Below are 26,824 nucleotides of genomic sequence, written 5' to 3' on the forward strand. Positions count from 1 at the left end.
TACTATTGAAGGACATCTGTTTAGGTCTATCAACAATCTTGATTTGGAATTTCTGCCCCAAGTGACTTGGCCTGGTTCCAGTCTTCCCTGGCCCCCTCCTTATCACCCAAAATGCACTTGATGCTTCCTCGGTTGAAAAATGCTTCAGCATAGTCTGACTTAAGCTCAACAGCAGTATCAAATGATGTAATTGCCGCCTCCATCTCCCCTAGCAAAAATAACGCATAGCCTTTTTCATAATGCACCTCAGCATATTTCGGATCTAATAATAAAGCTTTGTCATAGTCCGCTATCGCTTCCTTATTCAGACCCGATTGAGATTTACAAACCCCCAATAAGTAATATGTTTCAGGGTCTGTTGAATCCACCTCTATCGCTTTATCAAAATAAGTGATAGCTTCTTTATAGTCCCCCAGTTCATAGTTTTTATAACCAATATCAACCAGCTCCTTAGCACTTTGAGTATAGCCGGTATATCCTAACATCACAAGCAAAATCAATATATATCTCATAGACTAAAATTACGATCGTTTACCAAAACCTACCAATGATTATTACTTAATTGCTCAAGCATATCATGGTTACAAATAAATTGAACGTATTTTAAGAATTGGAGATACAGGGGTTTATACAAAAAATCAGATCCGTATCAACTACAAATTTCCATTCGGTTAAACATGGCCTTATCACACAAAAATTTGGCGAACACTTGCATTTGAAAAATTAAATAATCTCCTTTGTATTCTTAATGGGTAGTTCTAACACATATCTTTTAACAGCGGTAGCACCAATCTCAGGTGTTCTTCCGATGCCGTGTGGTAGGGTTAGGACTATCAGGCCCCCAAAGGGGTTATAGCATTTCAGCAGTGGTACGCCCACTGCATATCTCATCATAATACATCTTACTAAAATATACTACAGCTCAACGAGCTACCACACATTAACTATTTCGAAAATGGAAGTCGAAATTAAAACTGCAGGCGAGGAAGACATACAATTCGCTGAAGATATATGCCAGCTCATGGAGCAGGCAGCCCTTCAAAGGGGGACTGGGATAGCCAAAAGATCTCCATTATACATTAGCGCTAAAATGATGGAAGGAAAGTCAATTATTGCGCTTAAAAACAACGTACCTGTTGGGTTTTGTTACATCGAAACATGGAGCCATCATAAATATGTAGCCAATTCGGGCCTCATAGTACATCCGGATTTTAGAGGAACAGGGTTGGGCAAGCGAATAAAGAAGGCCGTGTTTAACCTTTCCAGACAAAAATTTCCTGACGCCAAGATATTTGGTATTACCACCAGTCTGGCTGTAATGAAGATTAATTCTGATCTGGGGTATAAACCCGTTACCTTTTCTGAGTTGACCACTGACGAAAATTTCTGGTCAGGATGTCAAAGTTGTAAGAACTTTGATATTCTCACCCGTACGGACAGAAGTCACTGCCTGTGTACAGGTATGCTTTATGAACATGACAAGACAAAAACGAATGGTAAAACCAAAGATAAAGAACGAAACTGGGAACGTTTCAAGCGCTTTATAACGCTACATAGTCTAAAAGCTAAAAGAAAAATGAAATCAGGATTTAAAGTAAAAGTATTCTAATATGAGCAAGAAAAAAGTGGTACTAGCCTTCTCAGGAGGCCTGGATACTTCCTATTGTGTAAAATATCTCAGTTTAGAAATGGGGCTGGAAGTTTACTCTGCCCTTGTAAATACCGGGGGTTTTGATGAGACCGAAATTCAGTATACGGAAGAACGGGCCAAAGCACTGGGTATTGAAAGACATAAGACCATTGATGTAACAGAAGATTTCTATCAACAGGCAGTACGTTTTCTGGTATATGGGAATATTCTAAAAAACAACACTTATCCCCTGTCCGTAAGCGCTGAACGTGTGTTTCAAGCCATAGCCATAGCCAATTACGCAAAGGAAATACAGGCGGATTACATAGCGCATGGAAGTACCGGAGCTGGAAATGATCAGGTAAGGTTTGATTTGGTGTTTAATATTTTAACGCCGGAAATAGAGATAATCACACCGATACGTGACCAACAGCTATCACGTGAAGCAGAAATAGAATACCTTAAGCAAAACGGTGTAGATATGGACTGGCAAAAAGCTAAGTATTCTATTAATAAAGGACTTTGGGGTACAAGTGTTGGTGGAGTGGAAACACTCACCTCACATAAAACACTGCCGGAAGAAGCCTATCCCAGCCCGCTGGAGAAAGAAGGTAGGGAATCCATACAGTTATACTTTGAAAACGGTGAGTTAAAGGGTATTAACGGAGTACAATACGCATCTGTAAAGGCCATACAACGGCTGGAAGAAATGGCTAATCAATATGCCATAGGCCGTGACATACATGTAGGTGACACCATTATTGGCATCAAAGGACGGGTAGGCTTTGAAGCATCCGCTCCGCTAGTGATAATCAAAGCACACCATACCCTGGAAAAGCATGTGCTTACAAAATGGCAACAGTACTGGAAAGATCAGTTAGCAGAATGGTACGGCATGCTAATGCACGAAGGTCAATACCTGGACCCTGTGATGCGTAACATAGAGAAATTCCTGGAGGATACACAAACCAATGTAACAGGAACTGTTGAAGTCCTGTTGGCACCTTATCGCTTCGAAGTAGTTGGGGTAACATCGGAATTTGATCTGATGAATTCCAAATTCGGTGACTATGGCGAAATGAATAATGCCTGGACGGGTGATGATGTCAAAGGATTTACAAAAATACTGGCTAACCAGACGAAAATACATCATGCTATCAATGATAACTCAATCTTAAAAGAAGGATGATAAGAACAGCAATTATAGGTGGGGCCGGCTATACGGCCGGAGAGTTAATCCGGTTGCTCATACACCATCCCCAGGTAGAGTTAACGGCCATCGTAAGTCAAAGCCATGCAGGTCAGCCTGTGCATGTAGTACATCAGGATCTGGTAGGGAACACACAGCTGTCATTTGTCAAAAATAACGACACAGAAGTTGATGTTACCTTCCTGTGCCTGGGGCATGGAAAAAGTCAGGAGTACCTGGCAAAAAACCCTATAGCAAAAGGAAAGATCATTGATCTTAGTAATGATTTCAGGCTTAAAAAAGCCGCCGTATTTGAGGACAAAACCTTCATCTACGGATTGCCTGAATTACAGAAAGAAGAAATTAAAAAGGCCCGGTATATTGCTAACCCAGGTTGTTTTGCTACCACCATTCAGTTAGCATTACTTCCTTTGGCACACGCTGAAAGAATAGAGCACGAAGTTCATGTGAATGCCATCACGGGATCTACCGGTGCAGGTCAGTCATTAAGTCCTACTTCGCATTTCAGCTGGAGAAATAATAACGTTTCTGTGTATAAAGCGTTTAACCATCAACATTTGGGAGAAATCACCGAAAGCATCAAGAGTCTCCAACCCTGGTTCGATGAATCCATTAATTTCATTCCGGTTCGTGGCAATTTTACCCGTGGGATAATGGCAACAGCCTACACCAAAATATCATTAAATGTTGACGAGTTAAAAAGCCTCTATGAAGAGTATTATGAAAAGTCCGTTTTTACATATGTCTCGACTCAGCCCATTCATTTAAAGCAGGTGGTAAATACAAACAAATGCTTATTGCATATAGAGAAGCACGGCCCTTATGCACTAGTCACCAGCATGATTGATAACCTGCTGAAAGGAGCATCCGGACAAGCCATCCAAAATATGAACCTACTGTTTGGACTGGAAGAAGACTTAGGCCTGAAACTTAAAGCATCGATCTTTTAAAAATATGAAAAATCAAACCATAGCCATTATTGGTGCAGGGAACCTTGGACTGGCCATTTACAAAGGGCTGGAAAAAGGAGGATTACTAGAATCCAACCGGGTAATTCTAACTAAAAGAAACCTGGAGTCCTTAGAAGGCATCACTCACTCCAGGTTAAGTATCACTACTGATAATGTAGAAGCAACAAAATCTTCTGACATCATAATACTGGCCGTACAACCTAAGCAACTGCCCGAATTGCTGGAACAAATAAAAGAAGTCATTGATCCATCACGTCACACATTGGTATCTGTAATAACAGCTGTGACCATTGAACAAATACAAGTGCAGGTAGGTACAGAATGTGCTATTGTAAGGGCGATGCCCAATACGGCCATCGCGGTACTGGAATCTATGACCTGTATAGCCACCAATATTCGTGGTCAAGCCAAACTTGATCTGGTCACTTCTATTTTCAATTGTGTAGGTAAGACCATGGAGATTCATGAAGAACTCATGCAGTCTGCTACAGTGGTATGTGCAAGTGGTATAGCCTTCTGGATGCGCTTCATCCGTGCGACAACACAAGGCGGAGTACAACTTGGTTTTGACGCGGAAGATGCCCAACAAATAGCTGTACAAACCTGTCTGGGCGCAGCCAGTTTGCTGGCTGGAAACGGCAATCACCCGGAAAAAGAAATAGATCGTGTAACCACTCCCCAGGGCTGCACTATATCGGGATTAAATGAAATGGAACATCACGGACTTAGCTCAGCCCTCATCAAAGGACTGGTAACCTCCTTTGAACGAATAAATGCCATGAAATCGTGAATGGTAGTTTTTAAGTCTTGAGTCTTAAGAAGTCTTGAGTCTTAAGACTAGTGACTTACGACTTACGACTCAAGACTCATTACTAACAACTAAACATAAAAAAATGAAATTCTTCAACGTATATCCCCTAATGGACATTGAGTTAGTCAAGGGGCAAGGCTGTTGGGTTTACGACAGCGATCATAACAAATACCTGGACTTGTATGGTGGCCACGCTGTCATTTCGGTAGGGCATACGCATCCACATTATGTTGAGCGGATCAAAAACCAGCTTGATCAGATCGGGTTTTATTCTAACTCTGTCATTAACAAAGTACAGCAGGCGCTAGCCGCTAAGTTGGGTGAACTTTCCGGCTACGATAATTACCAGCTTTTTTTCTGCAATTCAGGAGCTGAAGCCACGGAAAACGCGCTTAAAATTGCATCCTTTCACACCGGGAAAAGTAAGTTCATTTCCTTCAAAAGGGGATTTCACGGCCGTACTTCGCGTGCTGTAGCAGTAACTGATAGCCCAAAATACCAGGCACCTGCAGATGCCGTCCATGAAGTAGAATACTTTGAATTTGGGGATTTAGCCGGTGTTGAATCATCCTTAAAAAAAGGTGATACCTGTGCCGTAATAATAGAAGGCATACAAGGTTTGGCAGGTATTTATGTACCAGATCCGGCATTTCTTCTGGAGCTGAAAAAACTCACTGAGAAATACAACACGCTATTAGTTGCCGATGAGGTTCAGTCCGGATATGGCCGGTCCGGGAAATTCTTTGCACATCAACACGCAGAAGGAGTCAAGCCAGACCTGATCACCATGGCAAAAGGAATGGGTAATGGGTTTCCAATTGGTGGTGTACTGATACAACCCGGCATAGAAGGCTGGTGGGGCATGTCAGGTACTACCTTTGGTGGCAACCATCTTGCAGCAGCAGCAGGGTTGGCCGTACTGGAGATTATAGAAAAAGAAGGTCTGATCAAAAATACAGCTGAGTTAGGGAACTACTTCATGGAGGCTTTGCAAAAAATAGAAGCCATTAAGGAAGTCCGTGGCAAAGGGCTGATGATTGGCCTGGAGTTTGACCAACCTATTGCAGAACTCAGGAAAAAACTGATATTTGAACACCATATACTGACTGGTGTTGCTGCCAACCCTAGCGTATTAAGGTTGCTCCCACCTTTGACACTTACAAAGGACGAAGCAGATTATTTTATTCAATGTTTAAAAGAAGTTATTCAAGATATTAACAAACCAAAAGAACCGGAGCCGGTTCAGCATTAATTCGTTGCCCATGCAAAAATTCACATCCGCCGATGACGTGGAAAGCATTCCGTTGCTGGTAGAAGAAGCTCTCCAACTCAAGGCTGACCCAAATCAAAGTAAAATAGGTCATCACAAAACATTAGGCCTTGTTTTTTTTAACCCTAGTCTCAGAACACGTCTCAGCACCCAAAAGGCAGCTTACAGCCTGGGCATGAATGTCATTGTGATGAATGTCTCGCAAGACGGCTGGAAAATTGAGTTCGAAGATGGCACTATAATGGACGGAGAAGGTCAGGAGCATATCAAAGATGCGGTAAAAGTGATCAGTAGTTATGTCCACGTATTGGGAGTAAGGACATTTCCCGGGCTTTATAACCGGGAAGAAGATTACTCTGAAAAAGTACTCAGACAATTTGTTGAACATTCGGAAGTACCTGTGATCAGCCTGGAATCAGCAACGTTGCATCCGCTGCAATCGCTGGCCGACATGGTAACTATTGAAGAACATCACATCAAAAAGCCTAAAGTGGTACTTTCTTGGGCGCCACATCCAAAAATCCTTCCACAGGCAGTAGCTAACTCTTTCTTACAATGGATCAAGAAAACAGACGCTGAAATAGTAATGACATGCCCTGAAGGGTATGAACTGGCTGAGTCATTTATGGAAGGAATCGAGATAACCTACCACCAACAAAGGGCCTTCGAAAAGGCCGATTTCATCTATGCTAAGAATTGGTCCGGTTATCAGCAATATGGGAAACAATTGCCTGTAAAAGAAGATTGGACTATTACAGAAGAAAAAATGGCACTAACAAATCAAGGTAAATTCATGCACTGTCTACCCATAAGGCGAAATGTAGTGGCCACAGATGGAGTGATTGATCAATCTATTGTTTATCAACAAGCTAAAAACAGGGAATGCGCTGCTCAGGCAGTATTAAAAAACATCTTGGAACATCATGGATAAGCTAACAGTAGTAAAAATTGGTGGTCAGGTAATCGACGATGCAGAAAAGCTGGATAGTGTATTGAAAGAATTTATTCAGTTGGAAGGCAAAAAGTTATTGGTCCATGGAGGAGGGAAAAAAGCATCAGAGGTCTCCAAACGCTTAGGTATTACACCAAAACTTATTGATGGAAGGAGAATAACGGATGCCCAAACACTGGAAGTTGTTACCATGGTATATGGTGGACTGGCCAACAAAACGATTGTAGCAAAATTACAGGCATTAGGCCTTAATAGCCTGGGACTGACAGGTGCTGATGGTAATGTAATACCCGCACAAAAACGCATAAATAAAACGATTGACTACGGATATGTAGGTGATTTTTCTGTAGAAGACATCAACGCTCCTTTTATTGAGAATCTTTTAAAAAACAACATAACCCCTGTCTTCTGTGCCCTGACACATGACGGGAAAGGCAGTATGCTAAATACCAATGCAGACACATTGGCCGCTGGTATTTCTGCCAGCTTAGTTACGAGATACAACGTTTCACTTATCTATTGCTTTGAAAAAAAAGGAGTATTACTGGACATGGAAGATGACAACTCACTCATCAGAGAGCTGAACTACCTACACTACCAACAGTTAAAGGATGACGGTATTATCCTGGATGGCATGATCCCGAAACTAGACAATGCATTTAGCGTGGTGCAAAAGGGAATCCAGGTGAGTATCAAAGAAGCAAGCAACTTGAATTCGGATGTGGGAACTACTTTAGTCATGTAAGTATGGAGGAAGAAGCTATTGACCTGTTAAAACAATTGATCGAAATCCCTTCTTTTTCCAGAGAAGAAGAAAAAACAGCCGACTTGCTGGCCGAATTTCTTGAAGCACACCACGCTAAAGTAAAGCGTTCCGGAAATAATGTATGGGCCTTCAACAAATATTTTGATGCCACAAAGCCTACCATACTTCTTAACTCCCATCATGACACAGTAAAACCAAATCAAGGATATACGAAAGACCCCTTTCAACCAGAAGTGGTAGATGACCATCTATTTGGGTTAGGGAGTAATGATGCCGGAGGTGCTTTGGTATCACTGCTCGCTACTTTTCTACACTTTACAGAACGTAAAGACCTGGGGTTGAACCTGATTTTTGCTGGAACTGCCGAGGAAGAGATCTCAGGAAAAAACGGAATAGAAAGTATTATTCCTGATATGGGTAAAATCGATTTTGCATTAGTAGGTGAACCAACGCAAATGAAACTTGCCGTAGCTGAAAAAGGGTTGTTAGTACTTGATTGTGTCGCACAGGGAAAAGCAGGACACGCCGCCAGGAACGAAGGTGAGAACGCTATTTACAAAGCGATTGAGGATATAAAGTGGTTTGAAACTTATGAGTTTGACAAGGTCTCCGGAACGCTGGGTGAAATGCACATGAGTGTCACACAGGTAGCCGCAGGAAGCCAGCATAACGTAGTACCTGATCAATGCAGCTTTGTAGTGGATGTTCGGGTAACTGAAGCCTACAGCCTGGAAGAGACCATAGAGATCATTGAAGACCATGTGGCATGTGATGTAAAACCTCGCTCTATCCGGTTACAACCTTCCGGAATAGCCACTGACCATCCCATTCACAACGTGGCTAAAAAACTTAACCTTGAAAAATTTGGTTCCCCCACCCTGTCAGACCAGGCGCTGATGCCCTTCCCCAGCGTCAAAATAGGCCCGGGTGACTCTGCCAGGTCACACACCGCAGATGAATATATTTACCTTAATGAAGTTCGGGAAGGAATCAAGCTATACATTGAAATAATAGAAGCCCTAAATAAGGAAAGTGGATTTTGAGTCATTAGTCTTGAGTCGTAAGTCTTAAGACTAATGACTCAAGATTACCTAAAAAAACAATATGAAACTCTGGGATAAAGGAATAAGTACAGAAAAGATAGTAGAACAATTCACCGTTGGTAATGATCGAGTGCTGGACCTACAGCTGGCAAAATTTGATGTATTGGGCTCGCTGGCTCACGCTCAGATGCTTACTTCGGTAGGTTTAATGGACAAAAATGAGCTACCTGAAATAGAAAGAGAATTAAACATCATTCTCAAGGAAATAGAAAATGGCAAATTCACCATTGAAGAATCTTTTGAAGACGTCCACTCTAAAGTGGAATATGTGTTAACAGAAAAACTCGGGGATACCGGAAAAAAAATCCATACTGCACGCTCTCGTAATGATCAGGTGCTTGTGGATTTACATCTGTTCATTAAAGAAGAAATCAAGGAAATCAAAACACTGGTTAAGGCCCTTTTTGACCGATTGATCCAGGCCAGTGAGCAATATAATGATGTACTCATTCCAGGTTATACTCATTTACAAGCTGCCATGCCCTCCTCTTTTGGAATGTGGTTTGGAGCTTATGCGGAATCATTGGTGGATGATGTGTACTTTTTGAACGCTGCCTATCAGGTGGCAGATCAAAATCCTTTAGGCTCAGCAGCAGGTTATGGTAGTTCATTTCCTATTGACCGCGAACAGACTACCGAATTGCTACAATTTAGTGAAATGAAGTATAATGCCGTGGCTGCACAAATGAGCAGAGGTAAGCTTGAAAAATCAGTGAGCTTTGCCATGACAGGGATAGCTGGTACATTGTCCAGGCTGGCAATGGATGTATGCTTATACATGAGTCAAAATTTTGGGTTTGTAACTTTCCCTGACCAGCTTACCACAGGGTCGAGCATTATGCCGCATAAAAAAAACCCTGACGTCATGGAGTTAATAAGGGCCAAATGCAATAAAATACAAGCCCTTCCGACAGAATTGATCTCGGTCACAAATAATTTACCGAGCGGATACCATCGTGATTTTCAGCTACTAAAGGAAAGCCTACTCCCGGCTATTGAAACACTTAAGTCCTGCCTGTTTATGACAGAATACATGATAGAGCACATCATCATCAAAGAAGAAATAATCAATGACCCTAAATACGATTACATCTTTTCCGTAGAAGTGGTGAATGCTTTAGTACAACAGGGACTTTCCTTCAGAGATGCATATAAAGAAGTAGGCAGACAAATAGAAGAAGGAAGCTACATGCCTTCCAGGTCTATCCATCACACACATACAGGTAGCGTGGGCAACTTAGGAAATGAACAGATCAACACTAAAATGGAAGCTGCTTTGAAGAATTGATATAATTAGAAGTGTGTCCATATAACGACATATTACCTTTGAATGCAACGTTATTTTTTAAATTGCGTCATTAGATGTTACAACATTAATTTAAAACCACTCGCATTATGACAAAACAACTTGTAATATTCGGCTTCGTCGCTGTGCTATTTATGGTCTTTTCAGCTTTTGAAGCCTCAAAAGATACGTTTACTGTGAATCATACTGAAAGCGAATTGAAATGGACAGGTTATCACCTGGCTAAATCTTACGAACACTGGGGTTATGTTCAATTAAAGTCTGGCACGTTAAACGTAACTGATGGCATCATCACCTCGGGCCAATTCATTATTGATATGAATAGTATCAGTAATAAAGATGTAGAAAAGGAAAAAGAGAATACCAAGTTGGTTAGTCATTTAAAATCCAATGATTTCTTTGCCGTGAAAAAATTTCCGGAGGCTAAGTTGGTAATTAACAAAAGTGATGCATCAGGGAAATCAACAGGCGATCTGACCATTCGTGGGATCACTAAAGAGGTAGAATTTCAAACTACGATACAAGAGTCTTCCTCAGACAAAGTAGTAGCAGTGGCTGATATAAAAGTAGACCGTACTGATTTTAAAGTAATGTATGGATGGAAGGTAGAAAATGCTATTCTTTCCAATGAATTCCGTATGCAGGTAAAGATTGTGGCTAAGAAATAGTAAAAATTCAGATTCTGGGAAATAGTAAAACGGCCTTTAAAGTGAGGGCCGTTTTAATTGAATTGAAAAGGGTTTAATACTTCTGAATGAGCCAAATATGCCCGCAGAGGTTGATAAAAATTCAACACCTTGTACCCCATCACAGATCACTTGATTTCAATTTCGCATAAATAGCATAAACAAATAAGCAAATCCAGGCTATTACGACTCCTACCATTGTAGTGTTTACATCGTCATTAATCTCCTGGAAAATATACTTTGGAAAAGGTACTTCTATCATGTTACTCATGGCTTGAAGCGGAAAATACTGTCCAATTCCTTCAATAGCCGTGGGGAGGTTAATGATAATGATCCATTCCACCGGGCGATAAATAAGTAGTATAAATACTGTGAGTGCTGAGCGTTTTAATATTACTGTCAATAAAAAGGAAAATGTCAAAAAGGCGAACAGATCCAGAAAATAGGCAAATACGAACTCAATTTCAGAGAACATGTCTGCAAAAGCCATATCCGGAGTATAGAGAGCTCCCGTGATCAGTCCTGTCAAAAACACCAATACTGCAGAGCCCATCGAAACCATCAATATGGTCAGTAGCTTGGATTTAAGGAAATCCAGGCGGCTCATACCATCAATGATATTCTGACGAACGGTTTTATAAGTGAATTCATTGGAAATGGATATAACTATGATAATGGCAAGAAATACTTTGAGGAATGTGTAGACATACGTGATATTCTGCCATATATCAGGAAAATGAAGTATTGGGATTTTCATGGGGTCAAACCCATCAAATTCCGCCCCTGCTGATTTTAACCATTTAAGAAATTCTATGACACCCGCCGGGATACCAACAATTAGCAGTGCATAAAGTCCGTTTAATACCCAAAACGCTTTGTAGTTGGCGAGTTTGAGCAAGTCAATACGTAATAGTTTAAGCATTTTCAGATTCAGCTAATAGTTCAAGGAACTGCTTTTCAAGGCTTTTCTTTTGTGTTAGTAAATGTGTAGCGATAAGTCCCTGATCAAAAAGGTGGACATTAAGATCTTGTGCTGTACACCCGTCTGTCAGCTTCACCTGGTAATAGCCGTCTTCCAGTTTCACATCTATAGCTTTATCCCAGCTTTTTAAGACTGATTCTATCTGTTCTCCGACTGCATCTACCTCCACTGTCACAGGTCCTTTTCCTATCTCATCGACCGAGCCGGAATGCAATAGGGTTCCTTTTTTCAAAACACAAAAGTGCGAACATACTTTTTGCACTTCATCCAGTAAGTGACTAGCCAAAATGATGGTCTTCCCCTCTGAGGCAATTTGCTGGATAAGTGTACGTATTTCGGCAATACCTTGAGGATCTAAACCGTTGGTGGGCTCATCTAATATCATTACTTCCGGATCACATATCAAGGCCGAAGCTATGGATAAGCGCTGTTTCATCCCCAAAGAATACGTACGAAATTTATCATTCCTACGATCCAGAAGCTCTACTTTTTCCAGTACCGGGTCTATATTAGCCTTAGGGGCGTCTTTGATCTCAGCGACAATTTCCAGGTTCTTGGCTGCAGAAAGGTACGGGTAAAAAATAGGTGTCTCCAAAATAGCACCTATCCGCTTACGTACCGCCTTAGTGGGTGGTGCGCCAAACCAGGTAAAATCTCCACTGGTCTTGTTAATAACGTCCAGGAGAATACCCAGTGTAGTAGTTTTACCACTGCCATTTGGGCCTAAAATGCCAAAAACACTGCCTTTTTCAACGTTCAGTGTGAGATTATTCACCGCGGTCAGGCGGCCATAGCGTTTGGTGAGATTTTGAATACTTAATACGGTTTCCAAATTAGGATGTTTAGTACAACATGCGGTTTAATTTAAAAAAAGGTGATCATAAAATCACTATGTTGAACGAAAACACATGATCATAGGCATCCTTTTCCCGGTAAAAGGGTGAGTAGCATAATGAGTGGTCTGATCAGGACATTAGTGATCTCCAAGGGTAGGTTTAAGCGCAGACAGTAAGTTAGCTACCTTGTTTAGTGGCACAGCGCCTTTAACATCAAGAATGGAAAGGCTTTCATCATCATCCATAATAAATACTAATCCCTTAGTAACACCACTGCTTTCCTTTATGTATACATGAATATCCATCCCTTCCTGTCGCATCGTCATCAGATCTTCAAATTCCTCGTCATGATATTGCTCTACAAGGCTATTAAAAGCAGCCTTATCCATATTCCGTTCTTTTTTATCTACCCGGATGAACTTCATTTTATCTATGTCCTTGATCAAGGCTTCAAATTCGGCGTTCTCCTCCATATTCAGCATTTTGAGTGTATTATTGTAAAAAAACAATGTAAACGCTCCATCATGCTTTTCCTGAAATCGTTTCGTGGTTTCACTCTGAGCATGTACAAGTGATGGCAAAACCAGTGAAAAAACTATAACTATCTTTTTCATAAAAAATGAAGCAGCATAGGCTAACACCCTGCTACTCCCATTACAATACTCCTTAATTAAACTTTTGGCTGTGCCTGGCAAGATAGGCCAGGTCTCTCATATCCAGTGTTCCATTGACATTCATTACTACTGCCTTGTCATCTTCTCTTACCAGTACCACCATATTCTTGACCTCGCTGTCCGTACCCTGAGATAAAAAAGAAACATTATTTCTTCCATCGCGCACCTCCATTAATTCTTCATATTTCTCTTTTAGAAGATTTTGACGTAATTCTTCAAATCCCTCGGGCATAAGACCTGACTCAAATAAGGGGATGGAAAGGATGTCCATGGATTTGATACCATTGCTAATTCGGGCTACTACTTCAGCATCTTCATCTTCATCGCCTAAGTCAAAGGTAGCTATACTGGCAAGGAGTTTAAATAACCCTCCATTAAGGTGCACCATTGTAGCATCACGATCATTCTGATACTTCCGTTGAAAGTCCGCCACCGTCTTACTTTGACCAAAAGTAAGACCAGCCGCTACTGCAAGTACTGTCATTGTCATCATTAACTTTTTCATCTTATATCTATTTTGAGTGTTGTTAAATTTTTTACTTTCCAAATACTAATTACCATCCAGTTTCTCCAGTTGTTCTAATCCATCAATATCCATCGCACGAGAGATTTTAGCCACCTGTTTTAAGTCAATTTCACCAAATATGGTAAGGATAAAGAACTCATGGTCTCCACCCATGATCATTAATAATTCGTCTACTTTTCCATTCTTCTCTTTAATGAGAAACTTCATGTCCTTGTCTTTGTCTCTTACAGACATCAATTCATCATATTCACGTGAGGGAACCAGGCCAAAGGCCTCTTTATAGAGTTGCTTACCGTTATTTATGTCTTCTTTAGCTAAAATTTTAAGCCCTTTCAACTTACCTATGGCATCAAGGACCTCCTGATCTTCTTTGTCCTCTAGTTCCAGGTCTGTAAAAAGCCCGAACATGCGCGAGGTAATGTTGACGTTAGTAAAACTTTCGTCATTCGCGTATTTATCAAAAAATCGGCTGACAGCGTCTTGCCCCTTCGAAGCAAAGGCTACCATCAATACCATCGTTGTTATCAATATCTTTTTCATCTTTATCCTGTTTATAATGTCTTACAATTTGTTATCACCATTTTTTATCTTCTCACGAGCATTGTTGAACACTCCGATCTTCTTCGCTTCTTTGCGTCCTTTATTGAAATTCTTCGAGATCATCCGAAGTGCTTTCTTTGTCTCTTCAAAAGCCTCCCTGGGATCTTCAAAAGTATCCACCATGTAAGGATCATCTTTATGCTCCATATACTGCTCACGAATAAAATAGGTAGCTGTTATTACTATCAGGCCTACGGCAGCCACACGAGCCAGGTCATAAAAGAGTTTTCTGACTTTGCCTTTTTGCTCGGCAGGCATTGGGGCTAACCTGGTCAATACTCTTTCGTCAAATGCACTGCCCAGCGTATTGGATTGAAGTTCCTCTTCATAATATTCAAACAATGGTGATATCTTCTTCCATTTCACGGGAATATCCGGTCGATTGAAAAAGACCCTAAGTTCTTTTTCCTCTTCCAACGAAGTCTCACATTCCCAGTATTTTTCTAACAATCGTTCTATTCTATCCAAGTCCATAAGCATTGATCGTTACGAGATTCTCTTTAATGGTTTTCCGCGCTCTGAAAAGATTCACCTTCACCTGATTCATGTCTATCTCCATGATGTCACATATTTCCTTATAACTATATCCTTCCATATCCCGCAGCTGTATCACTTGTCGCTGTTTCTCAGGTAAAGAGGCGATAAGTTTATCCACACGCTTCATTGTATCTTTCATTTCTGTCGACCGATAAGGCGTCACCTCATTTTCTATGCTGGCATCAAAACCGTCAGCCAGCTGATCTGTACGTTTCACATAAGAAGATTTTAATCTATCCAGGCTAAGGTTTTTTGTAATTCGCATACACCAGGCTTCTACATTTTCAAGTCGAGCCATGTCTTCCTTTTTATTCCAAACCCTGATCAGTACCTCCTGCACAATATCTTCGGCTTCCACCTCACTCCGTACCATTCTCAGAGCAAAGCGATACAGCTTGTCCTTAACGGGTAGTACCTGGGTTTTAAAGGCTTTCAAACTCATATTCAACTGGTAGACGACCCTTTATTAAAGATGTTACAACAGGCTTTAAAAAAACTCAAAAACTCGATACTCAGACTTCCATCAGCCTGCCATCTACAATAACTATTACCTTATCTCCCTTTTGCGGTTTGATTTTGGCAATACCGGTAAACTGACCAAAGGCGGGGAGTAATGCCTGCTGCTTGCCAAAATAAAAACATGGTAATGTGAGATGTTGCCGTCCCTTCCCTTTAAGCCGTACTCCCGGATGAATATGACCCGCAATATTATATTGATCATCAGCCAGGGTGTCCAAAGGTTCGTGAGATAAGATCAGACCATTTTCTATCAGAGGCTTATCATGAAGTACGAGTTTATTTTTAGTATATTGATAATTACTTAGTATATCATGATTACCCACTATCAATTCAAATTGAGTTTCCGGGAAATATTTGAGCACCTCACCGAAAATCTCCCACTCCGTATTATAATGACTATGAAAAAGGTCACCCATAAAAAGGACCCGTTTAGGCCGGACCGTTTGCAGTAGCATGATTAGTCTCTCAATATTCTCATCATTGGGCTTATTGGGTACCGGTATACCGGACTTTCGAAAGTGATTGACCTTGCCAAGGTGAAGGTCAGCAATAAGAAGCGCTTCCCGGTCAAGCCATAGCAGGCATTTCTCTTCCAGTAATTTGAAATTATGGTGCTTAATTTTTACTTCCAATATGACCGAACATTAGTTAGGCAAAACAGCCTTTATCATCAAAAAATAAAGTTTTTTGTTTGAATCTCACTTGTAAGCTATAGCTTTACGCCTTCATTTTTTAAGGCACGGATTATGATCATTCCAAAGGAATCAAAATTAACGAAAGAACAGCTAAAAGAGGTAACGGATATTGCCAATGAATATAGCTGTAAAATACAGACCATAGAAGGTCATCATAGAACGATCTATGCGCTCCTGGGAGAGGAAAGAGAACCAATTATGATCAACCGAATTCTCGGACTGGATTATATCGATCGTTTTGACGCCATTGACTCGCCTTATAAATTAATGGACATCCATTCCGAGTTGGCAAACCACAAGATTGTTATTGGCGGGCATATAGTAGGTGAATCACCTTTTATTATTGGGGGCCAGTGTACTATTGACCCTGATAATCCCAACTACTTTATTGAGACAGCGCATGCTATGAAAGAAGCGGGAGCCAAAGCCTTACGTGGTGGTGTATGGAAGCCACGTACTATGCCTTATGCGTTTCAGGGAGATGATAGTTCGATAAAAGTACTGGTAGAAGCTCGTGAGCAAACCGGATTGCCTATTGACACGGAGGTAATGGATGAATATCAGCTTGACATTGCTCTGGAAGCGGAGGTAGATGTCTTACAAATTGGTACGCGTAATGCATTGAACTACTCATTGCTAAAAAAGATAGGCGAAAAAACAGCCAATTCAAACATGGCTGTATTGCTAAAAAGGACGCGCGCTATGGGCCCGGTAAACGAACTCATTGCTGCTTCGGAATATATTGTAGCCGGTGGTAATCCTAATGTGATGCTATGCCCAAGAGGTACCATACCTCAAATGGAAGGATATAGGAATAACCCGGATGAAAGCATTACACCGTTGTTAAAAGAAAAAACCTGGGCGCCGGTGGTAGTAGATCCGTCTCACTCGGTAGGCAGGGCTAAATACGTACCCGGAGCAGCACTGGCAGCCATTGCCTATGGCGCTGACGGACTGATCATTGAAAGTCATATTGATCCTAAGTATGGCATTGGCGATGACCCTAAGCAGGCCGTTACTCCTGAGGTATTGACCCAATTAATAAAGGATGCTACTACTATCTGGAATATTGCCAGGGGAGAGAAGGTAATGGGTTAGGACATAAATTACCTTAAACATCTTATTCGAAAGGTTTTAATGAAGTAAAAAGATTTTATTTCAGTGGCCATTATTCAAAACGGTTTTGAATTACCCTTTTTCTTCAATTCTTCCACGCTTCTTTAAAATTGATGGCATTCTTATATTCCAGCAGCATTCTGGCTTTCTTTCCGGAAACTGAAAACTCTGTTCCACCGGACTTGCAGTCTGAACTTTTGTATTTGGGGTACACAGCTACATACCAGAGGGTAAATAATTTTAATATGAACTACCCCTGTCCATTTACCACCTTTTCCACTGTCATCGGCGAAAGGTTCACGTTAAGTTATAACCACTGACTATCTTTGAGGTCAAAGGAGTTATTCACTATAGTATTTCTTAAATTATACTGGAATAGATATGTTCCATCCGGAAAGCGGGTAGCGGAAATAGTACCCGTACCAAATCCAGAGTCAAAAGTCACTGCACTTGAAGTGATATCTTCTTTCAGTTAATCTGCAAATTGCTCAATGATGTTTCTGCTAACGTCTATTTCAAAGTTCATCCCCTGGTAATACCCTAACAACATGGTATCTTATAGATGTTTTGATGAGAACAAGCTGTTTAAGTACTCAAAAGTGATAGTGGCTGGTTTATTCTTATTGCTTCTTAAATTTCGAATTCTTCCACACTGCCATCATTTCTTCCTTGTCCTTTTCATTGTTATAATTGAGGTTAACGCCAAAATCGAAACCGTTAATGAATCTGCTATACATTATTTGATTCAAGATCACGTCACCATTTGGACCGTATATAGTGAAAGAATATGTCTGAAACTCCAGTCCGTCAATGATTTCAACTGTAGTGGAGGTTGAATCAGCCGAAATGCCCTGATCCACAAATGTCGCATAAATGATCTCTTTTAGTGCCGCATTGTTGTCTTCCCATTCTCCTTCATATTCCAGCTTAAATGGTTCGGATGTGGACTGGAAAATGTTGAATTGATTTTTTTGAAAGCTTATTAAATATTTCAGGCCACTGTAGTCAAACTCTTCATCCATGGCTTCCTCTACAGCGTCCATACCTCTTTCAGTAATTGCTTCGAGTTTATCTTTAGCAATTACATCCCATCCCTTTGGAATCTCCATTGTCCAGCCTATTTCCTCACTGCTATAAACGGCTCCTTCCACTTGACCCTCGTCAATTTGCGCGCTTTGCCCTCCTTGCCCGCAAGATGCGACTATCGAAGCCAATATTATCAGAAATGTGGTTAGCATAATATTCATACTCATGGTCGTTTGTTTTAAGGTGTTTTTTTTAGTGGAAAATTGTATTTATCTAGTCAAATAAGGCTACTACTCTGGCAGGCGCCGCCGAAGCTCCAACAATCTTGAGTGGAAATACCGCAACTTTAAAACCATTAAAAGGAAGTTCATCCAGATTTACCAATTGCTCCATGTGGCAATACTCTTTCCTTTTTCCCACCAAATGTGCTTCCCAGAATAATTCCGGATCTTCCGTTTCTTTTGCCTTTTTTAGCATGTAAGGCAACGGCAAGTCCCATCCCCATGAATCGATGCCCATTACTTTTATTCCCTGGTCAATGAGCCATTCTGTGGCTTCAGCGCTCATACCTGTTCCTATTTTATGAAAGTCCTTTGTACCATTAAACTTATCACGACCTGTTCTGATCATTACGATCATCCCGGCTTTAATAACCAGTCCATTATGCTCTAAAAAACCTTTTATATCACTGACAGTGATAGGGTCAAAGTCAGCCTTATGTTTCATATCGATGACTAACCCTTCTCCAAAGCACCACTCTAAAGGTATTTCATCTATGGTTTTGGATTTCTGCCCATTGGTGGTTGGAGAATAATGCCAGGGTGCATCAATATGTGTGGTAGCATGAACACCCATCTTTTCAATTGTATCATCCGCCCACCCAATAAAATCTTTTGGAAACAACCTGAAAGGCAAGCCTAAAACACGTATCAACCACCTGGCTTTTCTATGTGGTTTATGCTTAATTTTTACCCGCATAAACCATGGATCTGTTTTATTATATTGAATTGGCTTGGACAGATCTACTACCTTCATTTTGCTTTTTTATTTTAGTTATAAATGTACTCCCGGGTAGGTCTCTAACAGCCGTTATTTAAGGCAGTCAATAAGTATGAGCATATTAGATCCTCCTTTGAGTGAATAAGTTTATAGCAATACTTAACGTTGAATATTTAACTGCGCCTTTCTAAGCTTTTCAGCAATTTCACTTTCTTCCGCAGTTTCAACAGGTACATTATAATACTTCCAGAATTCAGCATTATATGGCTTGGCCTGAGATTCTATGCTACGGTTAATTAGCAGGTTTTTGGTAAAAGGATAATCATCCACATTTTCAATGATCAGCTTATTGATAAAAAGCTCTTTTCTGGGATCTTTAGTAAAGAGTACACTGTCTGATGCTGAATCTTCAAACACAATATAAGTATCCTCTTCTTTTTGATATTTTAAATACATCCTTCCATTGTACTTCTGGTATTCATAAATTATACTATAGTCAATCTCCTGTTGCCCGTTCTTTAATCCACGTTTATAATATTCACCATGGCTCATTTGCCTTGTCAGCTCGATACGGACGAAAGCAAACGTTTCTGCGTCAATGTACAATACCGCCCTTTGAAAAGGTGCATCTCTGGCAGCAATTTTATATACCACACGATCATTAAAAGATAGCACGTCTTTTATTTCATATTTCCATTTTTTCTTCCCCAAAATGGCGCCTATGTCATGTCTGATAAAATCTTCTTCCAACAAATCCCAAAAAGAGTTTTTTCTTTCCCACAAATCATTCCAGGGATGTTTTTTAGCAATAAAACTCCTTCTCACTTCCCTCAATTCCACTTGTGGCGCTACCCGAAAGTTCTGGTAGTAGAACCTTGTGGCATACTCCAACATTTCTACATGCGTCCCATCTTCACTTTGAAGGTCCCTGATAAATCCCTCAATAATATAAGGTTTGTCTGAAGTTACCACTACTTCACTCAGCTGCAAGGTACTTGGCGCCAGACGAACAATTGCTCCCTTCTTAAATTTATTGGGAAGCCTCTCAATACTCTTATATCCTATCATCGAGATCACTACCGGATAGGCCGTCAAGTCAGACGGAATGTGAAATACAAATGAACCATCTTTGTTAGAAGTAGTTCCTATCCACCTTCCTTTTATATAAATAGAAGACAGAGGGAGGGGGTCCTTAGTTTCGGCATCTACTATTCGTCCGGAAATAGTTGTATGGGCATCCTGAGCATTTCCTGCAAACATTGTGATCAAACAGATCACCAACCATGTACATTTAAGAAATAGAGGGTATCTCAGCACGGTGTATCTCTTGTTCAACAAGACGTGTTTTACACGTCATTATCAAAACTAAATATAGAAGTTTTAAGGAAAAGATACTGTATTTATTGAAGTATCCATCTTACCATCCCCTGGTTTGTTGAGTTACTGTTACCCTTCTGTGTGGCTTGCCTGCCAGCAGGACTTTCAAAGTACCTCAGACACTGGCTTAAAATTCATTACAGAGGCTAACGTTCTCTTTTTATGCTTACATATCAGACCAGGAGAACCAGTATAGAATCATTGACCTATATCCCGGACCTATGAATATGAATGGCTGCATAAACCTAAGATAAAAGGGCTCTAACTGTGTTTTGCCTACGTATGACAGGCAAGAGCAGTAAACTTCCTACTCAAACAAAGCATCTGACTTTAACTTGAGTATCGTATCCATTTCATTTTTTAACGTTACAGCAAATTCAACTTATAAACCGACTTCATGTCAGGGTTACAGGTTTTTCATATCACCTCAATAGTTGTCTGTCAATGTAATTTCTATCTAGATCAAAAGTAAGTAATTGAAAAAGGTGAAATTGGCTATTCAAACTGTAGCTGCATTCTTTTCACCCTATCCTCCAATTTCTCAGAAGTCAATTTATCCCGGGAAAGGCGGTCCACCATAATCGGAAAGGCGAACGGAGTAGGCTTGTCCGGTGCTGTGATGATGATCTTTTGCTGGTTAATACGCTCCAGGGCTTTACGCATACGGGCTTCTTCCAACTGGAAGTCCATTACCTCTTCGTATGCCTGGGTTAGTAGTAGATTGTTGTTATCATAATCGTTGAAAACGTTGAAAAACAACTGGGAGGACGACTGTATATGACGGTCTTTTATTTGATGTCCCGGGTATCCCTTAAATACCAGGCCGGAAATAGAAGCAATATCTCTGAAACGCCTACGCGCCATTTCTACCGAATTAATACCGGCCTGGATGTCTTGCCATAGATCTTCACTGCTCAACACGTCTGTTTCTATAGCCTCGTAGATGGGTATTTCCTGATCAGAAAGCAATTCAAAACCGTAGTCATTCATAGCTATACTGAAGGTAATCGGCTTTATTCGGGCAATTCTCAATGCCAGCAATGCCCCCATACCTTCGTGCACCTGTCGCCCTTCAAAAGGGTACATCACCACATGGTACCCTTCTTTGCTACTGAAATATTCGATCAGGAATTCGTGTTTATTTGGCAGGTAAGAGCGTTCTTTCTGCAAGTCGATCAGTGGTTGGAGAAAAGCCAATTCTATGTCTTTCTCCTCTTCATCCAGGGTAATTTCATGCAGTTTTTTTCGCAGTACTACAGACATTTGTGAGGAAAGGGGCATCCTTCCACCCTGCCAGGAAGGCACGGCTTTTGCCCTTTTCTTACTGTTACGTACCTGCACTTCCATGTCTTTGATACGGATCAGCTCCAGGTTACGTCCGGCAAACCAGAAAACATCGCCTGGGTTAAGCCTGGAGATAAAGTATTCTTCAATAGTACCCAGGTATTTGCCACTCACATACTTCACTTTCAGCGCCGCATCACTCACTATGGTTCCAATGGACAGACGATGCCGTAACGCAATACGTCGATTGGTGACTTTGTATACACCATCTTCTATTTCTACTTTTTGGTATTCATCGTAAGCAGAAAGTGCTGTTCCTCCCGTAGTAATGAATTGCATGAGCCATTGCCATTCTTCAATTGAAACCGAACTATACGCAAAAGTACCTGTGACTTCCGAAAAGATATCATCAGGTTTAAACCCATCGGACACAGCCAGCGTGATAAGGTACTGGATAAGTACATCAAATGAACGGATATAAGGAATACGGTCTTCCACAATACCAGCGGCTATTGCTTCACGTAAGGCGGAGGCTTCAACTAGCTCCAGTGAATGAGTAGGAACAAAATAGATCTTGCTTAAGGCGCCGGGTTGATGCCCACTCCTACCTGCTCGCTGCATGAAACGGGCCACTCCTTTGGGACTGCCTACCTGGATAATGGTTTCAACCGGCCTGAAATCTACTCCAAGGTCTAAACTGGAGGTACAAACCACCGCCTTGAGGTGCTCGTGGTGAAGACCATTTTCTACCCAGTCACGTAACTCACGGCTTATGGACCCATGATGCATCGCCATAATACCGGCCAGTTCCGGTGCCCTATCTAACAGTTTCTGGTACCATATTTCGGCAAAAGACCGGGTATTGGTAAAGATCAGGGTACTCTTACTCTTTTTGATAATTGGAATGACTTTATCAATCAGATTAATACCCAAATGCCCTGCCCATGGCAATTTTTCAACTGTATCGGGAAGTACAGATTCTACTTCAATGTCTTTTTTTATGTCAGAAGTCACTATTTCATACTGCCCACCTACTTTAGAATTACCCAGCAGAGCATCCAATGCATCCTGCATATTGCCAATAGTAGCGGATATTCCCCACACTTTGAGGTCCGGACTGGTGGTTTTTAAACGGGATAATGCCAGTTCCATTTGAACCCCTCGTTTTGAACCAATCAATTCGTGCCATTCATCACAGACTACTACTTTCAGGTCTTTGAAAAACCTGGCATACCCTTTCCGGGCAAGCATGAGATGTAAACTTTCGGGGGTAGTCACAAGAAATTCCGGAGGAGTGCGTTTCATTTTCTCACGATCCTTAGGCGAGGTATCTCCTGTCCTTACACCTATGCGCCAGGGTATCCCAAGGCCGTCGACAGCTTTTTCAGCCGAGTTAGAGATTTCTTTTGCGAGTGCACGAATGGGCGTGATCCAAATGGCCTGTATGCCATTAGATGGTCGTTTTCCAGTCACTCCGGAGGGCTTTCCTCCGGAAATTCTCAGATGTTCTAGTAAAATAGGCACCACCAGAGAATAGGTTTTACCACTGCCCGTAGGTGCATTGACCAATCCGTGCTTTCCTTCCAAATAACTTTTCCAGGCTAATTGCTGAAATTCAAAGGGTGCCCAGCCTCTGCTTTCAAACCATTTAAACCCTTTCTGCAACAGCTCATTATCCATTATCCTAAAATAGAGATTCATGGAAACAGATTAAAACATTGGTAAGGTATTTGTTAATGGGTCAAAGAATAATTGAAACACTTAAAAATCATACTATGAAAAAATTCATCTTAACTTCACTTTTAGGTTTGTCTATTTTTTTTACTGCTCAGGCACAGGAATATGCAGTGGTTACTACGGTAGAGTCGATCGTACCAATGGGTATTGGCCGGTCTCGTATGATCAGTAACAAAGAAGATGTCAATTTAGAGAGGTTCACTACACAACGTGAGACGGGCACAGATACAAACCAGGGTCAGGTAAGCAGAAAAGACTTAAAAATCAACAATCTTGAAGAAACCAAAATGCTGAATTTCTTCAGCGCAACAGGTATCAATTTTCGAAATATCGCCTCTAATGACGCTATGATCGCTTCCAAACTCACTGAGATGACTGAGGCCGGATGGGAACTGGCTTTTGTTACCAGTGGAGTAGAAAGCGATGCCGGAGGAACTGATGGGAAGGGACTATTTATTACCCGGTTTATTTTTAAGAGATAGTAGTGTGTGGAAATGCTTGAATAAAAGTTTCTCAGAATTTTGCATTTTCAAAACTGACATTAGGACGAAAAGCCAATGCTCTTGATCCTTAGACTGATAGTCAGCCAAATAAGAATCCAAAGGCTGTTATAAAAGAGTAATTCTAAAGATCGCCAGCCCCTTAAAATTAATCTATAGACTTAAGCAGTCCTGCTGCAACCAAATGCTCTCTTAAATAGAAATAGGTATCGGTGTATCTGTAAGGGTAAGGTTCAACAGGCACTTAAGTTTTAGATTATTTCTATGGTTCCTCGACGGTCAACACTACTTTTTTCAGGTCTTCATTCTTTGATGAATTACCCACCAGCAGATCAAACGATCCTGGTTCTACTACATAGTTCATATTAATATCATAGAAGGCCAATTGATCAAATGATACATCAAATTCTATCGTTTGAGTTTCTCCAGGCGCTAAATGAATTCGTTTAAATCCTTTTAACTCTTTTACCGGTCGAGTGACAGAACTGAACTGATCACGGATGTACAGTTGTACCACCTCATCTCCTGCCAGATCACCGGTATTTGTAACGGCTACACTCACTTTAGCCTGCCCATTCATAGCGATAGTTAACGAAGAAAGAACAGGGTCAGCTATTTTAAAGGTAGTATAACTTAAACCAAAGCCAAACGGATACAAGGCGCTCGCATGATCAAAGAGGTATCCTCTTCGCGCAGATGGTTTGTAATTATAGTAAGCAGGGATATGACCTACTGATCTGGGGATAGATATGGGCAATTTTCCACCTGGGTTATAATCCCCAAATAAGACATCTGCTACCGCTCCACCTGTTTCCTGGCCAAGGTACCAGCATTCAAAAACTGTTGGCACTTTACTGATCAGGTTAGTAAATGCCAGAGGTCTGCCATTGAATACAAATGCGACTATAGGCTTGCCCGTTGCAGCTAATGCATCGATCAATTCATCTTGGAGGCCTACCATTTGCAAGTCCGTACGATCCCCCATATGTGTTGCGGACCAGGCCTCCCTGGAAGTTTGCTCGTTCCCTCCAATAGCCAGTATTACTACATCCGCCTGTCGCGCAACTTTTACGGCTTCACGAATACGTTGCCTGTCCACTTCAGGATTCTCAAGCTCTACTGTGTCCTTAGTCCAGCCTGAAGTAGTAGTGATCTTGCAGCCTTCTGCATAAAGCACCTCCACACTTTCTCCTACCTTTTGCCGGATGCCTTCCAACACGTTGACATTGTATTTGGGCTCACCGCTGTATCCTCCTAACAAGGTTCTTTTAGCATTTGGTCCGATCACTGCTATAGTACCGATGTCACTTTTATTGACGGGAGCAGTATTATCTTTGTTTTGAAGTAATGTAATCGTCTTACGGGCGGCTTCCAGGGCTAATACACGGTGTGCTTCATTGCCAACTGTTATTCTGGCCTCTTCAGGATCTACATAAGGATCATCGAACAACCCTAATTTGAATTTCACGGCTAACATGGGTCCGACTAACTTATCTATGGCACTTTCTTCAATCTCACCTGCTTTGATGAGTTTTAAAAGGCTTTCATGATATACATCACGTTCTGGCAACTCAATATTTATACCTGCCGCTACAGCCAGCTTGGCAGCTGCGTCCGTATCTTTTGCCACTCCGTGTCCAAATAAGCCTTCACGGTCATTGAGCTCTCTCAGCGCATAGTAATCTGATACTACATAGCCTTGAAAACCCCATTCTTCTCTTAACACATCTCTGAGCAACCATTGGTTGGCATGGCTTGGTACCCCGTCAATTTCATTGTACGACGCCATCAAACTGAGGGCACCGGTGTTCTTGATAATTTCTTTAAAAGGATGTAGAAATATTTCTCTGATAACACGCTCTGAATAGTTGGCAGGGCTAATGTTCATTCCTGATTCCGGTTGTCCGTGTCCGGCCAGGTGCTTTAAAGTGGCGACTAACCGTGTTTTATCTTTAAAGCTGCCATCACCTTGAAACCCCTTAACAGCGGCAATACCAATCTGAGCAGCCAGGTGAGGATCTTCTCCATACGTTTCTTCTACCCTTCCCCAACGTGGTTCTCTTGCTACATCTACCACCGGGGTAAGCGCCTGATGCGCACCTAAAGATCGGGTTTCAAGTGCCACCATCGTGTATAAACGTTCCACCAGGTCCGTATCAAACGTAGCAGCCAATCCTATAGGCTGGGAAAAACTAGTAGCTTCTTTACCAGCCTGACCATGTAAACACTCTTCATGAAAAACAACAGGAATACCCAAACGGGTTTCTTCTATAAAATACTTCTGAACGCTGTTCGTAAGCCTGGCCGTTTCCCATGGCATTAACCCACCGTTAACATCACTTGGTCGTCCTACCTGACCGAGGCCATGCGGAAAATTTTCCTTGGTAGCTGTAGCATCAAAATCAAAATTCTCATCAAGCAAAAGCGTTTTGGTATTCCAGGCACATTCCATTTGCGCTACTTTTTCTTCAATAGTCATTAAAGAAAGCAGGTTGTCTACTCTTGCAGAAACTTCAGCAGACTTGTCCTTATAAACGGGCATGCCTGAATTCAAATTTTCTGAAGTACAGCCCAAGGCTATCAAGCCCACAAGGAGACAAAAGCCGCGTTGGAAGAATAGTTTTTTTATGTTGTTGATTTTCATAATTACTAATTTATAACTTATTGTAAAATTTACAATAAGTATTTTAATTAAATTTGTTCCCATATTT

The 26,824-nt window shown here is 41.2% G+C and carries 26 protein-coding genes; 12 read left to right on the forward strand and 14 right to left on the reverse strand.

The window, feature by feature from the left end:
- Nucleotides 1–29 precede the first annotated feature (29 nt).
- On the reverse strand, nt 30–512 hold the full coding sequence (locus FNH22_RS02170; RefSeq protein ID WP_143396666.1) for a tetratricopeptide repeat protein: 483 nt from the start codon (nt 510–512) through the stop codon (nt 30–32).
- 443 nt (nt 513–955) lie between these two features.
- Here FNH22_RS02170 and FNH22_RS02175 point away from each other — a divergent pair, with 443 nt between their 5' ends.
- The 10 genes from FNH22_RS02175 to FNH22_RS02220 all read left to right on the forward strand — a co-directional run bounded on the left by FNH22_RS02175 (nt 956) and on the right by FNH22_RS02220 (nt 10,687).
- Nucleotides 956–1,609: a GNAT family N-acetyltransferase gene (locus FNH22_RS02175; RefSeq protein ID WP_143396667.1), complete on the forward strand. Its 654-nt coding sequence runs from the start codon at nt 956–958 to the stop codon at nt 1,607–1,609.
- A gap of 1 nt (nt 1,610) precedes the next feature.
- Nucleotides 1,611–2,819 carry an argininosuccinate synthase gene (locus tag FNH22_RS02180; RefSeq protein ID WP_143396668.1) on the forward strand — a complete coding sequence of 403 codons (1,209 nt, stop codon included), beginning with the start codon at nt 1,611–1,613 and terminating at the stop codon, nt 2,817–2,819.
- Nucleotides 2,816–3,790 carry an N-acetyl-gamma-glutamyl-phosphate reductase gene (gene argC / locus FNH22_RS02185; protein ID WP_143396669.1) on the forward strand — a complete coding sequence of 325 codons (975 nt, stop codon included), beginning with the start codon at nt 2,816–2,818 and terminating at the stop codon, nt 3,788–3,790. The genes FNH22_RS02180 and argC overlap by 4 nt, the downstream gene beginning before the upstream one ends.
- Nucleotides 3,791–3,794: 4 nt before the next feature.
- Nucleotides 3,795–4,601 (forward strand): pyrroline-5-carboxylate reductase, encoded by an 807-nt coding sequence (proC, locus tag FNH22_RS02190; RefSeq protein ID WP_143396670.1) that lies wholly within the window; start codon nt 3,795–3,797, stop codon nt 4,599–4,601.
- A gap of 103 nt (nt 4,602–4,704) precedes the next feature.
- Entirely contained in the window at nt 4,705–5,874 is a 1,170-nt protein-coding gene (locus tag FNH22_RS02195) for an aspartate aminotransferase family protein (RefSeq protein ID WP_143396671.1), read from the forward strand.
- A gap of 10 nt (nt 5,875–5,884) precedes the next feature.
- A complete protein-coding gene (locus FNH22_RS02200; RefSeq protein WP_143396672.1) occupies nt 5,885–6,823 on the forward strand; it encodes an N-acetylornithine carbamoyltransferase in 939 nt (312 codons plus the stop codon).
- On the forward strand, nt 6,816–7,589 hold the full coding sequence (gene argB / locus FNH22_RS02205) for an acetylglutamate kinase (protein WP_143396673.1): 774 nt from the start codon (nt 6,816–6,818) through the stop codon (nt 7,587–7,589). The genes FNH22_RS02200 and argB overlap by 8 nt, the downstream gene beginning before the upstream one ends.
- A 2-nt stretch (nt 7,590–7,591) precedes the next feature.
- The gene (locus FNH22_RS02210; protein WP_143396674.1) at nt 7,592–8,653 is read left to right on the forward strand and encodes a M20 family metallo-hydrolase; all 1,062 of its coding nucleotides are present in this window, start codon (nt 7,592–7,594) and stop codon (nt 8,651–8,653) included.
- 61 nt (nt 8,654–8,714) lie between these two features.
- On the forward strand, nt 8,715–10,001 hold the full coding sequence (gene argH / locus FNH22_RS02215) for an argininosuccinate lyase (RefSeq protein WP_143396675.1): 1,287 nt from the start codon (nt 8,715–8,717) through the stop codon (nt 9,999–10,001).
- A 107-nt stretch (nt 10,002–10,108) separates the two neighbouring features.
- Complete coding sequence (locus FNH22_RS02220) at nt 10,109–10,687, forward strand: YceI family protein (protein WP_143396676.1); 579 nt, start codon at nt 10,109–10,111, stop codon at nt 10,685–10,687.
- A gap of 139 nt (nt 10,688–10,826) precedes the next feature.
- Here FNH22_RS02220 and FNH22_RS02225 read toward each other — a convergent pair whose 3' ends face one another.
- The 8 genes from FNH22_RS02225 to pdeM all read right to left on the reverse strand — a co-directional run bounded on the left by FNH22_RS02225 (nt 10,827) and on the right by pdeM (nt 16,011).
- Entirely contained in the window at nt 10,827–11,627 is an 801-nt protein-coding gene (locus tag FNH22_RS02225) for a hypothetical protein (protein WP_143396677.1), read from the reverse strand.
- A complete protein-coding gene (locus tag FNH22_RS02230) occupies nt 11,620–12,519 on the reverse strand; it encodes an ABC transporter ATP-binding protein (RefSeq protein WP_143396678.1) in 900 nt (299 codons plus the stop codon). Before FNH22_RS02230 ends, FNH22_RS02225 begins: the two co-directional genes overlap by 8 nt.
- Nucleotides 12,520–12,660: 141 nt before the next feature.
- Nucleotides 12,661–13,137, reverse strand: coding sequence for a DUF4252 domain-containing protein (locus tag FNH22_RS02235; RefSeq protein WP_143396679.1), 477 nt, complete (start codon nt 13,135–13,137; stop codon nt 12,661–12,663).
- Nucleotides 13,138–13,189: 52 nt separating this feature from the next.
- On the reverse strand, nt 13,190–13,702 hold the full coding sequence (locus tag FNH22_RS02240; RefSeq protein WP_143396680.1) for a DUF4252 domain-containing protein: 513 nt from the start codon (nt 13,700–13,702) through the stop codon (nt 13,190–13,192).
- Nucleotides 13,703–13,747: 45 nt separating this feature from the next.
- A complete protein-coding gene (locus tag FNH22_RS02245) occupies nt 13,748–14,263 on the reverse strand; it encodes a DUF4252 domain-containing protein (protein WP_143396681.1) in 516 nt (171 codons plus the stop codon).
- 21 nt (nt 14,264–14,284) lie between these two features.
- Entirely contained in the window at nt 14,285–14,797 is a 513-nt protein-coding gene (locus tag FNH22_RS02250; protein ID WP_143396682.1) for a hypothetical protein, read from the reverse strand.
- A complete protein-coding gene (locus tag FNH22_RS02255) occupies nt 14,784–15,302 on the reverse strand; it encodes an RNA polymerase sigma factor (protein ID WP_143396683.1) in 519 nt (172 codons plus the stop codon). Before FNH22_RS02255 ends, FNH22_RS02250 begins: the two co-directional genes overlap by 14 nt.
- Nucleotides 15,303–15,372: 70 nt before the next feature.
- Complete coding sequence (gene pdeM, locus FNH22_RS02260; protein WP_185154048.1) at nt 15,373–16,011, reverse strand: ligase-associated DNA damage response endonuclease PdeM; 639 nt, start codon at nt 16,009–16,011, stop codon at nt 15,373–15,375.
- 114 nt (nt 16,012–16,125) lie between these two features.
- Between pdeM and FNH22_RS02265 the strand changes: the two genes are divergently transcribed.
- Nucleotides 16,126–17,172: a 3-deoxy-D-arabino-heptulosonate 7-phosphate synthase gene (locus FNH22_RS02265; protein WP_143396685.1), complete on the forward strand. Its 1,047-nt coding sequence runs from the start codon at nt 16,126–16,128 to the stop codon at nt 17,170–17,172.
- Between the two features lie 638 nt (nt 17,173–17,810).
- Here FNH22_RS02265 and FNH22_RS02270 read toward each other — a convergent pair.
- The 4 genes from FNH22_RS02270 to FNH22_RS02285 all read right to left on the reverse strand — a co-directional run bounded on the left by FNH22_RS02270 (nt 17,811) and on the right by FNH22_RS02285 (nt 23,577).
- Nucleotides 17,811–18,437, reverse strand: coding sequence for a hypothetical protein (locus FNH22_RS02270; protein WP_185154049.1), 627 nt, complete (start codon nt 18,435–18,437; stop codon nt 17,811–17,813).
- Between the two features lie 52 nt (nt 18,438–18,489).
- Nucleotides 18,490–19,251: a cyclase family protein gene (locus tag FNH22_RS02275; RefSeq protein WP_143396687.1), complete on the reverse strand. Its 762-nt coding sequence runs from the start codon at nt 19,249–19,251 to the stop codon at nt 18,490–18,492.
- A 123-nt stretch (nt 19,252–19,374) separates the two neighbouring features.
- On the reverse strand, nt 19,375–20,550 hold the full coding sequence (locus FNH22_RS02280; protein ID WP_143396688.1) for a carboxypeptidase-like regulatory domain-containing protein: 1,176 nt from the start codon (nt 20,548–20,550) through the stop codon (nt 19,375–19,377).
- A 537-nt stretch (nt 20,551–21,087) separates the two neighbouring features.
- Nucleotides 21,088–23,577, reverse strand: coding sequence for a ligase-associated DNA damage response DEXH box helicase (locus FNH22_RS02285; RefSeq protein WP_255517961.1), 2,490 nt, complete (start codon nt 23,575–23,577; stop codon nt 21,088–21,090).
- Between the two features lie 74 nt (nt 23,578–23,651).
- Between FNH22_RS02285 and FNH22_RS02290 the strand changes: the two genes are divergently transcribed.
- A complete protein-coding gene (locus FNH22_RS02290) occupies nt 23,652–24,095 on the forward strand; it encodes a hypothetical protein (RefSeq protein WP_143396689.1) in 444 nt (147 codons plus the stop codon).
- 280 nt (nt 24,096–24,375) lie between these two features.
- On the opposite strand, the gene FNH22_RS02295 is transcribed toward FNH22_RS02290, so the two are convergent.
- On the reverse strand, nt 24,376–26,757 hold the full coding sequence (locus FNH22_RS02295) for a glycoside hydrolase family 3 N-terminal domain-containing protein (RefSeq protein WP_221420200.1): 2,382 nt from the start codon (nt 26,755–26,757) through the stop codon (nt 24,376–24,378).
- Nucleotides 26,758–26,824: the final 67 nt, after the last annotated feature.

The sequence above is a fragment of the Fulvivirga sp. M361 genome (assembly GCF_007097395.1).
Taxonomy (GTDB): domain Bacteria; phylum Bacteroidota; class Bacteroidia; order Cytophagales; family Cyclobacteriaceae; genus Fulvivirga.

Coding starts and splice junctions, on each gene's coding strand:
- FNH22_RS02255 (WP_143396683.1), bottom strand. CDS start 15,302: ATGAGTTTGAAAGCCTTTAAAACCCAGGTACTACCCGTTAAGGACAAG.
- FNH22_RS02265 (WP_143396685.1), top strand. CDS start 16,126: ATGATCATTCCAAAGGAATCAAAATTAACGAAAGAACAGCTAAAAGAG.
- FNH22_RS02290 (WP_143396689.1), top strand. CDS start 23,652: ATGAAAAAATTCATCTTAACTTCACTTTTAGGTTTGTCTATTTTTTTT.
- FNH22_RS02285 (WP_255517961.1), bottom strand. CDS start 23,577: ATGAATCTCTATTTTAGGATAATGGATAATGAGCTGTTGCAGAAAGGG.
- FNH22_RS02180 (WP_143396668.1), top strand. CDS start 1,611: ATGAGCAAGAAAAAAGTGGTACTAGCCTTCTCAGGAGGCCTGGATACT.
- FNH22_RS02225 (WP_143396677.1), bottom strand. CDS start 11,627: ATGCTTAAACTATTACGTATTGACTTGCTCAAACTCGCCAACTACAAA.
- FNH22_RS02250 (WP_143396682.1), bottom strand. CDS start 14,797: ATGGACTTGGATAGAATAGAACGATTGTTAGAAAAATACTGGGAATGT.
- argH (WP_143396675.1), top strand. CDS start 8,715: ATGAAACTCTGGGATAAAGGAATAAGTACAGAAAAGATAGTAGAACAA.
- FNH22_RS02220 (WP_143396676.1), top strand. CDS start 10,109: ATGACAAAACAACTTGTAATATTCGGCTTCGTCGCTGTGCTATTTATG.
- FNH22_RS02275 (WP_143396687.1), bottom strand. CDS start 19,251: ATGAAGGTAGTAGATCTGTCCAAGCCAATTCAATATAATAAAACAGAT.
- FNH22_RS02175 (WP_143396667.1), top strand. CDS start 956: ATGGAAGTCGAAATTAAAACTGCAGGCGAGGAAGACATACAATTCGCT.
- FNH22_RS02210 (WP_143396674.1), top strand. CDS start 7,592: ATGGAGGAAGAAGCTATTGACCTGTTAAAACAATTGATCGAAATCCCT.
- argB (WP_143396673.1), top strand. CDS start 6,816: ATGGATAAGCTAACAGTAGTAAAAATTGGTGGTCAGGTAATCGACGAT.
- FNH22_RS02235 (WP_143396679.1), bottom strand. CDS start 13,137: ATGAAAAAGATAGTTATAGTTTTTTCACTGGTTTTGCCATCACTTGTA.
- FNH22_RS02195 (WP_143396671.1), top strand. CDS start 4,705: ATGAAATTCTTCAACGTATATCCCCTAATGGACATTGAGTTAGTCAAG.
- proC (WP_143396670.1), top strand. CDS start 3,795: ATGAAAAATCAAACCATAGCCATTATTGGTGCAGGGAACCTTGGACTG.
- FNH22_RS02240 (WP_143396680.1), bottom strand. CDS start 13,702: ATGAAAAAGTTAATGATGACAATGACAGTACTTGCAGTAGCGGCTGGT.
- argC (WP_143396669.1), top strand. CDS start 2,816: ATGATAAGAACAGCAATTATAGGTGGGGCCGGCTATACGGCCGGAGAG.
- FNH22_RS02170 (WP_143396666.1), bottom strand. CDS start 512: ATGAGATATATATTGATTTTGCTTGTGATGTTAGGATATACCGGCTAT.
- FNH22_RS02200 (WP_143396672.1), top strand. CDS start 5,885: ATGCAAAAATTCACATCCGCCGATGACGTGGAAAGCATTCCGTTGCTG.
- FNH22_RS02295 (WP_221420200.1), bottom strand. CDS start 26,757: ATGAAAATCAACAACATAAAAAAACTATTCTTCCAACGCGGCTTTTGT.
- FNH22_RS02270 (WP_185154049.1), bottom strand. CDS start 18,437: ATGAATATTATGCTAACCACATTTCTGATAATATTGGCTTCGATAGTC.
- FNH22_RS02245 (WP_143396681.1), bottom strand. CDS start 14,263: ATGAAAAAGATATTGATAACAACGATGGTATTGATGGTAGCCTTTGCT.